The organism is Actinoplanes sp. L3-i22, assembly GCF_019704555.1.
Lineage (GTDB): Bacteria > Actinomycetota > Actinomycetes > Mycobacteriales > Micromonosporaceae > Actinoplanes.
Genome location: NZ_AP024745.1, coordinates 10843128 through 10857553, shown reverse-complemented (window position 1 = coordinate 10857553; position 14426 = coordinate 10843128). Strand labels below are relative to the sequence as shown.

The 14426-nt window shown below is 71.0% G+C and carries 11 protein-coding genes; 8 read left to right on the top strand and 3 right to left on the bottom strand.

Going from position 1 to position 14426, the window contains the following annotated elements:
- Positions 1–18 precede the first annotated feature (18 nt).
- Positions 19–627, top strand: coding sequence for a hypothetical protein (locus tag L3i22_RS48065; RefSeq protein ID WP_221324063.1), 609 nt, complete (start codon positions 19–21; stop codon positions 625–627).
- 152 nt (positions 628–779) lie between these two features.
- Here the strand turns inward: L3i22_RS48065 and ilvD are convergent, their stop codons facing one another.
- The gene (gene ilvD / locus L3i22_RS48060; protein WP_221324062.1) at positions 780–2627 is read right to left on the bottom strand and encodes a dihydroxy-acid dehydratase; all 1848 of its coding nucleotides are present in this window, start codon (positions 2625–2627) and stop codon (positions 780–782) included.
- Positions 2628–2727: 100 nt separating this feature from the next.
- Between ilvD and L3i22_RS48055 the strand changes: the two genes are divergently transcribed.
- The 5 genes from L3i22_RS48055 to serA all read left to right on the top strand — a co-directional run bounded on the left by L3i22_RS48055 (position 2728) and on the right by serA (position 10493).
- Positions 2728–5112, top strand: a complete 2385-nt coding sequence (locus tag L3i22_RS48055; RefSeq protein ID WP_370644312.1) for a putative bifunctional diguanylate cyclase/phosphodiesterase — start codon at positions 2728–2730, stop codon at positions 5110–5112.
- Between the two features lie 141 nt (positions 5113–5253).
- Complete coding sequence (locus tag L3i22_RS48050; RefSeq protein WP_221324061.1) at positions 5254–7083, top strand: acetolactate synthase large subunit; 1830 nt, start codon at positions 5254–5256, stop codon at positions 7081–7083.
- On the top strand, positions 7083–7601 hold the full coding sequence (gene ilvN, locus L3i22_RS48045; RefSeq protein ID WP_221324060.1) for an acetolactate synthase small subunit: 519 nt from the start codon (positions 7083–7085) through the stop codon (positions 7599–7601). Before L3i22_RS48050 ends, ilvN begins: the two co-directional genes overlap by 1 nt.
- A gap of 31 nt (positions 7602–7632) precedes the next feature.
- The gene (ilvC, locus tag L3i22_RS48040; protein WP_221324059.1) at positions 7633–8646 is read left to right on the top strand and encodes a ketol-acid reductoisomerase; all 1014 of its coding nucleotides are present in this window, start codon (positions 7633–7635) and stop codon (positions 8644–8646) included.
- Between the two features lie 278 nt (positions 8647–8924).
- Positions 8925–10493 carry a phosphoglycerate dehydrogenase gene (gene serA, locus L3i22_RS48035; protein ID WP_221324058.1) on the top strand — a complete coding sequence of 523 codons (1569 nt, stop codon included), beginning with the start codon at positions 8925–8927 and terminating at the stop codon, positions 10491–10493.
- On the opposite strand, the gene L3i22_RS48030 is transcribed toward serA, so the two are convergent.
- Positions 10494–10829: a hypothetical protein gene (locus tag L3i22_RS48030; protein WP_370644579.1), complete on the bottom strand. Its 336-nt coding sequence runs from the start codon at positions 10827–10829 to the stop codon at positions 10494–10496.
- Between the two features lie 386 nt (positions 10830–11215).
- Here L3i22_RS48030 and L3i22_RS48025 point away from each other — a divergent pair, with 386 nt between their 5' ends.
- Together L3i22_RS48025 and L3i22_RS48020 are read left to right on the top strand one after the other, a co-directional pair.
- Positions 11216–12241, top strand: coding sequence for a 3-isopropylmalate dehydrogenase (locus L3i22_RS48025; RefSeq protein ID WP_221330513.1), 1026 nt, complete (start codon positions 11216–11218; stop codon positions 12239–12241).
- 164 nt (positions 12242–12405) lie between these two features.
- Positions 12406–13503, top strand: coding sequence for a branched-chain amino acid aminotransferase (locus L3i22_RS48020; RefSeq protein WP_221324056.1), 1098 nt, complete (start codon positions 12406–12408; stop codon positions 13501–13503).
- 379 nt (positions 13504–13882) lie between these two features.
- On the opposite strand, the gene arfB is transcribed toward L3i22_RS48020, so the two are convergent.
- Positions 13883–14323 carry an alternative ribosome rescue aminoacyl-tRNA hydrolase ArfB gene (arfB, locus tag L3i22_RS48015; protein ID WP_221324055.1) on the bottom strand — a complete coding sequence of 147 codons (441 nt, stop codon included), beginning with the start codon at positions 14321–14323 and terminating at the stop codon, positions 13883–13885.
- Positions 14324–14426 lie beyond the last annotated feature (103 nt).

Sequence of the window (14426 nt, the reverse complement as noted above, 5' to 3'; positions counted from 1 at the left end):
GGGTATTAGCCTGCGGCCATGGCATTGCGACCGGACGAGTTCTACGAGCGCGCGCTCGCCGCCGCGGACGACGAGCGGAGACTCCCGCTGGCGCGGATGACGATGTGGGACGTGAGCCCGTTCGAGCCGGCCGGGCTCCGGGTCTCGCCGCTCCGGCCGCCCGTTCTGCCGGAGTCGCCCCGGCACGGCGAGGACCCCTCGGCCTGCGACAGTTGCCGGGACCGGGACCAGGGGATCTGGCTCCACGAGCACTGGCGGCTGACCAGGATCGCCGGGGCCGGGGTGCCGCTGATCCTGATGCTGCATCCGCGGGAGCACCACGACATGGCCGAGTTGCCCGACGAACTCGCCGCCGAGATGGGCGTGCTCACCAAGCACCTCGTCCGGCACGTCCAGGCGTTGCCGCACGTGACCCGGGCGCATGTCTACCGGGTCGGGGACGGCGCGGCTCACCTGCATCTGTGGTTCTTCGCGCGACCCGAGGGGCAGGCTCAGTTCTACGGTTCGTGGCTGCCGATCTGGGACGATCTGCTTCCGGTCTACCCGGATGACGTGGCCGCGGCGGACGCCGAGATCGTCGTGGACGCGCTTATCGCGTCCTACGGCGGCCACCGGCCGACGGAGTAGGCGCGGGCGTCGGGCCGGCGAACCCGCGGCGGTCGCCGGTCACCGGGGTGGCGCGGCGGGCGCGCTTCACCGCCGTACCGGAAACCGGTTTTGATCTTGAAAGAAAAGATGGCGCCGGCCAGGAAGTCTGGCCGGCGCCGGGAAAACGTGGGTTACTCCGGGACGAGGCGGTAGGCGCCGTCGCTCGCGCTGGTGGCCATCGAGGCGTAGGCGCGCAGTGCCGCCGAGACCGGCCGTTCGCGGGAGATCGGCGAGAACGGCTTCGGCCGCCGCTCCTGCTCGTGCCGGCGCTGGGCCAGCACGTCGTCGTGGACGTTGAGCGTGATGCTGCGGCCCGGGATGTCGATGATGATCTCGTCGCCGGTCTCGACCAGGGCGATCAGGCCGCCGCCGGCCGCCTCGGGGGAGACGTGGCCGATCGACAGGCCGCTGGTGCCGCCGGAGAACCGGCCGTCGGTGATCAGCGCGCAGGCCTTGCCCAGGCCACGGCCCTTGAGGAACGAGGTCGGGTAGAGCATCTCCTGCATGCCCGGCCCGCCCTTGGGACCCTCGTAGCGGATCACCACGACGTCGCCCTCGACGACCTCCTTGCCGAGGATGCCGGTGACCGCGTCGTCCTGCGACTCGTAGACCCGGGCCGGGCCGGTGAACTTCCAGATCGACTCGTCGACGCCGGCGGTCTTGACGACGCAGCCGTCCGGGGCGAGGTTGCCGAAGAGGATGGCCAGGCCGCCGTCGACCGTGTACGCGTGCTCGACCGACCGGATGCAGCCACCCTCCTGGTCGGTGTCGAGCTTGGCCCAGCGGTTCTGGGTGGAGAAGGCCTTGGTCGTCCGCACCCCGCCGGGCGCCGCGTGGAACAGCTCCAGCGCCTCGGCCGACGGCGACCCGCCGCGGATGTCCCACTTGTCGAGCCAGCTGGACAGCGACGGCGAGTGCACCGACCGGACGTCGGTCTTCAGCGCGCCGCCCCGGTTCAGCTCACCGAGCAGGGCCGGGATGCCACCGGCCCGGTGCACGTCCTCCATGTGGTACTTCGGGCTGTTCGGCGCGACCTTGCTCAGGCACGGCACCCGGCGCGAGATGGCGTCGATGTCCGAGACGCTGAAGTCCAGCCCGGCCTCCCGGGCCGCGGCCAGCAGGTGCAGCACCGTGTTGGTGGAGCCGCCCATCGCCACGTCCAGGGCGACCGCGTTCTCGAACGCGCTGAGGTTGGCGATCGAGCGCGGCAGGACCGACTCGTCGTCCTTCTCGTAGTAGTCCTTGGCGATCTCGACGATCAGCCGGCCGGCCTCCTCGAAGAGCGCCTTGCGGGACGCGTGCGTGGCGAGCGTCGAGCCGTTGCCGGGCAGCGACAGCCCGATCGCCTCGGTCAGGCAGTTCATCGAGTTGGCGGTGAACATGCCGGAGCACGAGCCGCAGGTCGGGCAGGCCGACCGCTCGATCGTGTCGAGCTGCTCGTCGGTGACGTTGTCGTTGGCGGCCGCGCTCATCGCGTCGACCAGGTCCAGCTTCTCGTGGACGATGCCCTCGATGGCGACCGTCTTGCCGGCCTCCATCGGGCCGCCGGAGACGAAGACCGTCGGGATGTTCAGCCGCAGCGCGGCGATCAGCATGCCGGGGGTGATCTTGTCGCAGTTCGAGATGCAGACCAGGGCGTCGGCGCAGTGCGCGTTCACCATGTATTCGACCGCGTCGGCGATCAGCTCGCGGCTGGGCAGCGAGTAGAGCATGCCGCCGTGGCCCATCGCGATGCCGTCGTCGACCGCGATCGTGTTGAACTCGCGGCCGATCCCGCCGGCCTCGAAGATCGAGTCGGCGACCAGGCCGCCGAGGTCCTTCAGGTGCACATGCCCCGGTACGAACTGGGTGTAGCTGTTGGCGATGGCGACGATCGGCTTGCCGAAGTCGTTGTCGGTCATGCCGGTGGCCCGCCACAGGGCGCGGGCGCCGGCCATTGTTCGACCGTGGGTCGAGGTCCGGGAGCGCAGCTCAGGCATTTCCCCATAGTGCCACCGGCCAGGGCGTCGATCGCCAGTGCCGTCCACAGCTCGGGACGCCCCGGGTACCGGGACCCGGGCCGGAACTCTTTCGCGATAGATGAAGATCAGGCAGAGTGTGTCCGTGCACTCACCGTCCGGTATGGAGCTGGCGGGCCTGGCCGGCCTGCTCGCCGCCGTCCCGGCGGTCGCGCTGCTCGGGCGATCGGGCCGCCGGCACACCGGCGCGGCCCGCCGGGCCCACCTGCTGCTCGCCGCGGGTGGAGCGATCGTCACCGGGGCCGCCCTGGCCGGCCTGGCCACCGCGGTGCTCACCGAGCACCACCACGACATGTCCTCCGGCAGCCGGACGCTGGCCACGCTGATGGCGATCGGGATGGCGTTCGGCACCCTCGCCCTGCTGGCCGGCACGGTCGCGCTGCCGGGCGCCGCCCGCGGGCCGGCCGCCGCGCTCCGGCAGGTGCTGGACGGCCTGGTGATCGCCGCGTCGGTGTGGTTCGTCGGCTGGGCGCTGCTGGCCCGGCCGACCCGGATCCTCGGCGACGCCACGCCGTACCGATGCGCCTCGGTGATCATCCCGGCCGTGCTGGGCGTGATCGCGCTGGGCCTGACCGGGGTGCTGGCGCTGCACGCGCACCGCCCGCGGCGGCACACCGTCCGGGTCGGCCTCGGCGTGAGCCTGACCGCGATCGCGTCGGCCGGGGTGTCCAGCGGCATCTGCCGGCAGGGCGACGAGCAGGTGCTGACCTCGGTGCTGCTGCTCAGCGCCGGGCTGATCCTGGTGGCCTGGGCGGTGCAGGCCGCCGACAAGCCGGTCCGGGTCACCGGCGACGTGCTGGAGCGCGGCGGGGCGTACGCGGTGGTCCCGATGCTCTTCGTGGTCGCCGCGCTCGGCTATCACCTGGCCCGGGGCGGGACGCTCGACGCGTACGGCTACTTCGGCATCAGCGTCGAGGGCCTGGCCCTGGTCGCCCGGCAGTTCCTGGCGCTGGACGACGTCCGGCGCTACACGGTCCAGCTGCGGCAGCGGGAGAAGCACTTCCGCGACCTGGCCCACACCGACCCGCTGACCGGCCTGGCCAACCGCCGCGGCCTGCAGCTGGCCCTGCTCGAGGCCGGCGACGTCGAGAAGGCCCTGATCGGCATCGACATGGACGGCTTCAAGACCGTCAACGACCTGCGCGGGCACGACGTCGGCGACGCGGTGCTGGCCGAGGTCGGCGCCCGGCTCAGCCGCAACCTGCTGGACGGCGACGTGGCGGCCCGGCTGGGCGGCGACGAGTTCGCGGTGCTGATGCGCGGCGACGCGGAGGAGGCGGTCCTCGCCGCGCACCGGCTGCTCGCGGTGCTGGGCGAGCCCTACGAGGTGGACGGCGGTCAGATCTTCCTCTCCGCCAGCGTCGGGGTGGCCTCCACCGGCGAGCTGCTGCACGACGCCGACCTGGCGCTGCGCTACGCCAAGCAGCGCGGGAAGAATCGGGTCGAGCAGTACCAGGCCGGCTACGACGAGCTGCTGCGCCGCCGCGGCACGCTGACCGGCGAGCTGCGCCACGCGATCGACCGCGACCAGCTGCGCCTGGTGTTCCAGCCGGTGGTGGCGCTGCCGTCGATGCGGCCGGTGGGCGCCGAGGCGCTGCTCCGCTGGACCCACCCGGAGCTGGGCCCGGTCCGGCCGGACGAGTTCATCCCGGTGGCCGAGGAGTCCGGCCTGATCAACCGGATCGGCGCCTGGGTGCTGGAGCAGGCCTGCCGGCAGCTCGCCGACTGGCTGGCCGCCGGTCACGACATCTGGATGTCGGTGAACCTGTCACCCAAGGAGCTGCACAACGCCGACTACCCCCGGCAGGTCGCCGACATCCTCACCGAGCTGGGCGTCCCGCCGCAGCGGCTGGTGCTGGAGGTGACCGAGCACGCGGTCGCCACCGACATGGAGGAGCTGGTCCGGCGGCTGGCCGAGCTGCGCGAGACCGGGGTGCGGATCGCGCTGGACGACTTCGGCGCCGGGTACTCGTCGCTCACCCAGCTGCGCACTCTTCCGGTGGACATTCTCAAGATCGATCACGCGCTGGTCGCCGAGCCGGAGTCCCGGACCGGGACGGCCGCGCCGCTGGTCGACGTGGTGGTCCGGCTGGGCCACCGGCTCGGGCTGGAGGTGCTGGCCGAGGGGATCGGCACGCCGGCCCAGCGGGAGGTGGTCGAGGAGGCGGGTTGCCGGCTCGGTCAGGGCTCGTTGTTCGGCTGGGGAGTGCCGGCCGAGCACTTCGAATCGCGCCTCGACGGGCTGCGCCCGATCGGCCCGCGGCCGCTGCCGGCGCCGCGCTCGGGGCCGTTGGTCAACGCACCGGCCCGGAGTCAGGTGGTCCGGCTCGGACCGGGAATGCGGCAGCTCAGAGCGTTGCTGCCGACCGATCCGGAATTCTCGGCGAAGGGCGATGATCAAAATGTGGGATCAGTTGACTCAGCCCGCGAGATGGGGCAAGGTTAGCCGCATGTGCTTCGCGTCCCGAGTACTTATGTGAGCGCACCACTCCTGCTACAGGAGGGTGCGCTAGGTCCCGTGCATTCGCACGAGGACCTTTTTTGTTGCTCGAGTGCCGGACGCCAAACCGAAAAGGTCTGAACTGCCATGACGAGACCCACGCCTGAAACTCTTGCCCATCGAGCCACTCCGGCCACCGTCGCGGCGGCCGTGAACACCGCTCCGGCGACCATCGCCCCGGTAGCCACCACGGGTGCCGGCGCGCTCGTCCGGTCGCTCGAGGCGCTCGGCGTGGAGGTCGTCTTCGGGATCCCGGGCGGCACGATCCTGCCGGCGTACGACCCGCTGTTCGACTCCACGGTCCGGCACATCCTGGTCCGTCACGAGCAGGGCGGCGGGCACGCGGCCACCGGCTACGCGCAGGCCACCGGCAAGGTCGGGGTCTGCATGGCGACCAGCGGCCCGGGTGCGACGAACCTGGTGACCGCGATCGCCGACGCCTACATGGACTCGGTGCCGATCGTCGCGATCACCGGCCAGGTGTCGCGGGCGGCGATCGGGACGGACGCCTTCCAGGAGGCGGACATCCAGGGCATCACCCTGCCGATCACCAAGCACAACTTCCTCGTGCAGACGCCCGAGGAGCTGCCGCGGATCATGGCCGAGGCGTTCCACCTGGCGCTCACCGGCCGGCCCGGCCCGGTCCTGGTCGACATCCCCAAGGACGTGCAGCAGGCGCAGACCACGTTCAGCTGGCCGCCGACGCTGGACCTGCCGGGCTACCGGCCGACCCTGCACCCGCACGGCAAGCAGATCCGCGAGGCGGCCCGGCTGATCGCCGGGGCCAAGCGCCCGGTGCTCTACGTCGGCGGCGGCGTGCTCAAGGCCGGCGCCACCGACGGGCTGCGCAAGCTGGCCGAGCTGACCGGCATGCCGGTGGTCACCACGCTGATGGCGCTCGGCTCGTTCCCCGACTCGCACCCGCAGCACCTGGGCATGCCCGGCATGCACGGCACCGTCCCGGCGGTCTACGCGCTGCAGAAGTCGGACCTGCTGGTCACGCTCGGCGCGCGGTTCGACGACCGGGTCACCGGCCAGCTCGACTCGTTCGCGCCGGACGCCAAGATCGTGCACGCCGACATCGACCCGGCCGAGATCGGCAAGAACCGGCACGCGGACGTCCCGATCGTCGGCGACGCCCGGCACGTGATCGACGAGCTGATCGCCGCGGTGTCCGCCACGGCCGGCGGCGTCGAGCAGTACCCCGGCTGGTGGAACACGCTCAACGACCTGCGCGAGCGGTACCCGCTGGGCTACGACGAGCCGACCGACGGCACCCTGGCCCCGCAGTACGTGATCGAGCGGATCAGCGCGCTGGTCGGCCCGGACGCGATCTACTGCGCCGGCGTCGGGCAGCACCAGATGTGGGCGTCCCAGTTCATCAAGTTCGAGAAGCCGGGCACCTGGCTGAACTCGGGCGGCGCCGGGACCATGGGGTACGCCGTGCCGGCCGCGATGGGCGCCAAGGTGGGCCGGCCGGACGCCCAGGTCTGGGCGATCGACGGCGACGGCTGCTTCCAGATGACCAATCAGGAGCTGGCCACCTGTGCCCTGGAGGGCATCCCGGTCAAGATCGCCGTGATCAACAACGGCAACCTGGGCATGGTCCGCCAGTGGCAGACCCTGTTCTACGACGGCCGGTACTCCAACACCGAGCTGGGCACGCACAAGCACCGGATCCCGGACTTCGTGAAGCTGGCCGAGGCGCTCGGCTGCATCGGCCTGCGCTGCGAGTCGAAGGACGACGTCGACAAGATCATCCAGCAGGCCATGGAGATCAACGACGCGCCGGTGGTCATCGACTTCACGGTCGGCAAGGACGCCATGGTCTGGCCGATGGTCGCGGCCGGCACCAGCAATGACGAGATCATGTTCGCCCGGGACGTTCGGCCCGCCTTCGAAGAGGACGACCTCTGATGACGAACAAGCACACGCTCTCCGTGCTGGTCGAGAACAAGCCCGGGGTGCTGGCCCGGGTCAGCGGGCTGTTCTCCCGGCGCAGCTTCAACATCGACTCCCTGGCGGTCGGCGAGACGGAGAACCCGGACGTCAGCCGCATCACGATCGTGGTCAACGCCGACTCCTCGCCGCTGGAGCAGGTCACCAAGCAGCTCAACAAGCTGGTGAACGTCCTGAAGATCGTGGAGCTGGACCCGACCCAGTCGGTCCAGCGCGAGCTCCTGCTGGTCAAGGTGCGCGCCGACCGGGCGCAGCGCAGTCAGGTGCTCGAGACCGTCGAGCTGTTCCGGGCGCGAGTGATCGACGTCGCTCCGGACACCCTGACGATCGAGGCCACCGGTAATCCCGACAAACTGGATGCGTTGCTGCGCGACCTCGAGCCGTACGGCATCAAGGAGATGGTCCAGTCCGGACTCGTGGCCATCGGCCGCGGCTCCCGGTCCATCACCACGGGCCCCGCGCTCCGTGCCGCCTAGGTTTTCCCCGAACACAGAGAAGAAGGAAGTCATGACCGCGGAAGTGTTCTACGACGGCGACGCCGACCTGTCGATCATCCAGGGCAAGAAGGTCGCCGTCATCGGCTACGGCAGCCAGGGCCACGCCCACTCGCTGTCGCTGCGTGACTCGGGTGTCGACGTCGTGGTCGGTCTGCAGGAGGGCTCGAAGAGCCGGCCGAAGGCCGAGGAGCAGGGCCTCACCGTGAAGACTCCGGCCGAGGCGTCCGCGTGGGCCGACGTGATCATGGTGCTGGCGCCGGACACCGCCCAGCGCAAGATCTACACCGAGTCGATCGCGCCGAACCTGACCGCCGGCAAGGCGCTCTTCTTCGGCCACGGCCTGAACATCCGCTTCGAGCTGATCAAGCCGCCGGCGGACGTGACGGTCGCGATGGTCGCCCCGAAGGGCCCCGGCCACCTGGTCCGCCGTCAGTACGTGGACGGCAAGGGCGTGCCCGCCCTGATCGCGGTCGAGCAGGACCCGACCGGCGAGGGCCAGGCGCTCGCCCTGTCGTACGCGAAGGCGATCGGCGGCACCCGCGCCGGCGTCATCAAGACGACGTTCAAGGAGGAGACCGAGACCGACCTCTTCGGTGAGCAGGCCGTGCTCTGCGGCGGCACCGCCGCTCTGGTCCAGACCGGGTTCGAGGTGCTCACCGAGGCGGGTTACGCCCCGGAGATCGCGTACTTCGAGTGCCTGCACGAGCTGAAGCTGATCGTCGACCTGATGTATGAGGGCGGCATCTCCCGGATGCGGTACAGCGTCTCGGACACCGCCGAGTTCGGCGATTACGTCTCCGGCCCGCGCGTGATCAACGCGTCGGTCAAGGAGGAGATGAAGCGGATCCTCTCCGACATCCAGACCGGTGAATTCACCAAGCGTCTGATCGCGGACGACGAGGCCGGCGGCCCCGAGCTGAAGAAGTACCGCGAGGAGGGCGCTGCCCACCCGATCGAGGTCACCGGCAAGAAGCTGCGCGGCATGATGAGCTGGGTGGACCGCCCGATCACCGAGACTGCGTAATTCCGTAGAAAGGGCGCCCGGTCGATCACGGCCGGGCGCTTTTTCGTACCCAAAAATCTTTATATACATATACGCCGGCCCAGCCGGGTACAGACCGCATGCTCCCGCGCGGGCCGGGCCCGGCGATCTGGCCGCTGCGCGTCCAAAGCGATCGCCGTGCCCTTCACTGTCCGCTTTTGGTTCCGGAAATCCTCGGCGACGTGAATGAAATGAACCGGAGTCCTCCGACCTCCGTACCATTTGGGTCCGTCAATGCCGACGAACCTGGATGGAGGGCCATGACTTCCGTCGTCCTGGTAACCGAGGAATTGGCGCCCGCCGCGATCGACGTACTCACCACGGACTTCGACGTCCGTCAGGTGGACGGCACCGACCGGCCCGCGCTCCTCACCGCACTGCACGAGGCCGAGGCGGTGATCATCCGGAGCGCCACCCGGATCGACGCCGAGGCCCTGGAAGCCGCACCCCGCCTGCGCGTCGTGGCGCGGGCCGGAGTGGGGCTCGACAATGTCGACATCCCGGCCGCGACCGCCCGCGGGGTGCTCGTGGTCAACGCGCCGACCAGCAACATCGTCTCGGCCGCCGAGCAGGCGGTGGCGCTGCTGCTGGCCACCGCCCGGAACACCGCGAGCGCCAGCGCGGCGCTCAAGTCCGGCCGGTGGAAACGCTCCCTGGGCGTCGAGCTGTTCGGCAAGACCGTGGGCGTGGTCGGGCTGGGCCGGATCGGCGTGCTGGTCGCCCAGCGGATGGCCGCCTTCGGGACGACCCTGATCGCCTACGACCCGTTCGTCCAGCCGGCCCGCGCCGCGCAGCTCGGCGTCCGGCTGGTGACCCTCGACGAGCTGATCCGGGAGAGCGACTTCATCTCGGTGCACCTGCCGCGCACCCCGGAGACGGTCGGCCTGATCGGCGAGAAGCAGCTGGCCGAGGTCAAACCCGGGGTCCGCATCGTCAACGCGGCCCGCGGCGGCCTGGTCGACGAACGCGCGCTGGCCGACGCGCTCGCCGACGGCCGGGTCGCCGCGGCCGGCCTGGACGTGTTCGAGACCGAGCCGCTGACCGAGTCACCGCTGTTCGCCTTCGACTCCGTGACGGTCACCCCGCACCTGGGCGCGTCCACCGTCGAGGCGCAGGACAAGGCGGGGGTGGCGGTGGCCCGCAGCGTCCGGCTGGCGCTGCGCGGCGAGTTCGTGCCGGAGGCGGTGAACGTCGGGACCGGTGGGCCGGTGCACGAGGACGTACGGCCGCTGCTCCCGCTCGCCGAGAAGCTCGGCCGGGTCTTCACCGCCGTCGCCGGCGGGGTGGCCGCCGAGGTGACCGTGGAGGTGCGCGGCGAGGTCGCCGCGCACGACGTCGGGGTGCTCGGCCTGGCCACCACCAAGGGGCTGTTCACCTCGGTGGTGGAGGAGCGGGTCACCTACGTGAACGCGCCCCGGCTGGCGGCAGAGCGCGGGGTCGCGGTCGGGCTGGCGACGTCGGAGGACGCCGGCGAGCACGCGAGCCTGCTCGTGGTCCGGGGCGCGCTGGCCGACGGCCGTACCGTCGCGGTGGCCGGCGCAGCCGGAAAGCTCGTCGAGGTGGACGGCTTCGAGCTGGATCTGCCGGCCGAGGGCGTGCTGCTGTTCTTCCGCTACCGGGACCGGCCCGGGGTGGTCGGCCGGATCGGCACGACGCTGGGCCGGGCCGGGGTCAACATCGCGGCAATGCAGGTCGCCCGCCGGGCCGCCGGCGGAGCGGCCCTGATGACCCTGACCGTCGACTCGTCGGTCGACCCGGACCTGCTGGCCACGGTCGCCGCCGAGATCGACTCCCCCCACTCCGCCGCCGTCGACCTACGCGCCGACTGACTAGCCGGTGGACACGGTCGGGGGGTAGACGGTGCCGTCCTGCAGGTCCAGCAGAGCCAGATTCAGCTCGGCGGCCAGCCGCTCGATCGTCTCCAGGACCACATCCGGGCAGTTCTCGTCGAGCCGCATCTGGATGTGGTCCGCCGCGGCGTGCAGCGGCGAGCTGGCCCACGGCGACCCGGGCGCCGTGGCCCGTGGCCCCCGATCCGGATAGCTGCTGGTCAGGGCATCGTAGAAGGCGACGACGCGGGGGTCGGCCGGGCGTTGCGGGTGAACGCCCTCGGCGCACCGCGTGTTGGCGGCGCGGACCGCGTCCGGAGTCGCCGCGGGCTCCATCGCCCACACCACTAGGTCGAAACTCACCGGCGCATGGTGCCATCACCGGAGCCTGACGTTGAGAACCGGTAGGCCGACACGCGGGGATGCGTCTTGCGCGTCTTTAGTCCGCATCGCTAGCGTTGGTCCCAGCCGCACGTTCTGGGTGGGCACGTCTTCGGGTGATGGCGTCCGCCGCGGGCCGGGCGGTGGGATTTCGGCGGGACCGAGCCACGCGTCATCGCTGCATCAGCCCCCGTGATCGTTTGCCGCGATCCGGGGGCTGTTCGTTTCCCCGGACTTTCTTAAATGATCTTTCAAGGAATGGGACTGTCGTTCCGGAGGCCGGGATGGCGCGTTACGGTGTGTGTTGATTGTCCGGACGTGTGCAGGGAGTCGACGTGAGCGTGGCGCGGATCGCGGTGGTGGCCGGCGACGGCATCGGAACCGAAGTGACCGCCCAGGCCCGGAAGGTCATCGACGCCGTCCTCCCCGGGGTGGACTACAACGAGTACGACCTCGGCGCCCGCCTCTACAACCGCACCGGTGAGGTCCTGCCCGGCGCGGTCCAGACCGAGCTGGCCGGCCACGACGCGATCCTGCTGGGCGCGATCGGCGACCCGAGCGTCCCGCCGGGCGTCCTGGAGCGCGGCCTGCTGCTGAAGCTGCGGTTCGACTTCGATCAGTACGTGAACCTGCGCCCGTCCAAGCTCTGGCCCGGCACCACCAGCCCGCTGGCCGGCATCAAGGCCGGCGAGATCGACATGGTCGTGGTCCGCGAGGGCACCGAGGGGCTCTACGTCGGCGCCGGCGGCGTCCTGCACAAGGACACTCCCGCCGAGATCGCCACCGAGGAGAGCCTCAACACGCGGTACGGCGTCGAGCGGGTGATCCGGGACGCGTTCGCCCGCGCCCAGCGCCGCGACCGCAAGCACCTGACCCTGGTGCACAAGACCAACGTGCTCACCCACGCCGGGAACCTGTGGTCGCGCGCCTTCGCCGCGGTCGCCGCCGAGTTCCCCGAGGTCACCACGGAGTACCAGCACATCGACGCGGCCAGCATGTTCATGGTCAGCAACCCGCAGCGGTACGACGTGGTCGTCACCGACAACCTGTTCGGCGACATCCTCACCGACATCGCCGCCGCCGTGACCGGTGGCATCGGCATGGCCGCCAGCGGCTCGGTCAACCCGGAGCGCAAGTTCCCGTCGACCTTCGAGCCGGTGCACGGCTCCGCGCCGGACATCGCCGGCCAGGGCATCGCCGACCCGGCCGCCGCGATCCTCTCCGCCGCGCTGCTGCTGGAGCACCTGGGTAGGCACGCCGAGGCCGCGCGAGTAACCGAGGCGGTCGCGGCCGAGGTCGCGTCCCGCTCCGCGGGCGCGCCGCTGCGTACCGCCGAGGTCGGCGACCGCGTCGCCGCCGCCGTCTAACGGCGCAGTTCTGTTTTGGGCTGCCGGCCCCCACTCGCTGCGCGGCCCCGGTTCAGTTCGCGAAGCCCCTAGGACCGTTGTTTTAACGACCGTTCGGGGTAGATTCATGGGCGCACTCTGGGTGCCCCTCTTTGGTCTTTCCGCAGAAAGCAGGTCCCTTTGCCATGAGCGGTGGTGACAGCCTCGACTTCGAGATCCGCCCGAACCCGGCGCCCGTAACGGACGCCGAGCGTGCCGCGATGCTGGCCAACCCCGGATTCGGCCGGATCTTCACGGACCACATGGTCACCGTGCGCTACGCCGACGGCAAGGGGTGGTATGAGCCCCGGGTCGAGGCCCGCGCGCCGATCCCGATGGATCCGGCCAGTGCCGTGCTGCACTACGCGCAGGAGATCTTCGAGGGTCTGAAGGCGTACACGCTGCCCGACGGCGGCGTCGCGATGTTCCGCCCGGAGGCCAACGCCGCCCGGTTCGCCCAGTCCGCCCAGCGGATGGCGATGCCGCAGCTGCCGGAGGAGATCTTCCTCAAGTCGCTGCACGAGATCATCTCGATCGACCGGCAGTGGATCCCCGAGGGCGAGGACGGCAGCCTCTACCTGCGGCCGTTCGCCTACGCCAGCGAGGTCTTCCTCGGCGTGCGCCCCTCGATGGAGTACCTCTACCTGGTCATCGCGTCCCCGGTCGGGCCGTACTTCTCCGGCGGCGTCAAGCCGGTGTCGGTCTGGGTCACCCCGGATTACACCCGCGCGGCCCCCGGCGGCACCGGCGCGGCCAAGTGCGGCGGCAACTACGCGGCCGGCCTCTCCGCCCAGGCCGAGGCCATCGAGCACGGCTGCGACCAGGTCGTCTACCTGGACGCGGTGGAGCGCAAGTACATCGACGAGCTCGGCGGGATGAACGTCTTCCTGGTCCTCGACGACGGCACCCTGGTCACCCCGCCGCTGACCGGCACGATCCTGCCCGGCATCACCCGCGACTCGGTGATCAAGCTGGCCGAGCGCGCCGGCCGCCGGGTCGAGGAGCGCGCGATCAGCCTCGAGGAGTGGCGCGACGGCGCCGCCTCCGGCCGGGTCCGCGAGGCGTTCGCCTGCGGCACCGCCGCGGTGATCACCCCGATCGGCACGATCCGCAGCCTGGACGGCGACTTCACCGTCGCCGACGGCGGCCCCGGCGAGATCACCATGGGCCTCCGCAAGGAACTCGTCGACATCCAGCGCGGCCGCGCCGAAGACAGCTTCGGCTGGGTGCATCGCGTCTTCTGATCACCCGAAGACGCTTGTCACAGGCCGGCGGAGGCATTGCGCTTCCGCCGGCCTTTCCGGATCAAGATCAAGTTCTTCTTTGCCTCGGCTGCGGCCAATAACTGATCGTCGCTCCCGCGGGGACCCTTCCGGGCCTCGCAAGGGCGCGGGGCGCCCAGAACACGAGACCCTCCAGGGCGACGTCCGCGGGTGGTCGCGGTTCAAAAGGACCCACGCGAGCCGGCGGCCACGCCAGGCCCAGCCGCGGCTCGCGGCGTCGGCTGGTGGTCACGGCTGTTCCGAGCGCGCGAAGCGGCTCTCACTGCCAGCCGGGTCCGCGAGCGCGGCTGGGCTGGTGGCGCGGGGCGCGGGCTCGGCCGGTGGGCCGGGGTGCTCTGGGTCAGTCGGTGGGGTAGTCGCGGCGGTTGGACTTGGTCTGGCCGCGGCGCTTCTTGGCGGCGATGCGGCGCTCGACGGAGCCCTTCGTCGGCCGGGTCGCGCGGCGGGCCCGGGGCGGCGCGGCGACCGCCGACGCGACCAGAGCGCCCATCCGGGCCGCGGCCGCCTCGCGGTTGCGCAGCTGCGAACGGTGCTCGGAGGCGGTGATCGTGAGCACGCCGGAGATCAGGCGGGCCCCGATCCGCTCGAGCGCGCGCTCCTTCAGCGCCGCGGGCAGCAGGTCGGAGCCGAGCAGGTCCCAGGACAGCTCGACCCGCGAGTCGGTCGTGTTCACGCCTTGACCGCCCGGGCCACCGGAGCGGGAGAAACGCCACGCGAGCTCCGCCGCCGGGATGGTCAGGCGGTCGTTCACCCGTACGTCCTCAAGCACGTCGCCCAGCATCGCACCCGGACCGGCGCCGCCGCCATCGGGTTATAGATCGACATCGGGAGACATTCGGGGCGAGCCCGGGAGAGACGCCGAGAGCGAACGGACCGGCACAGCG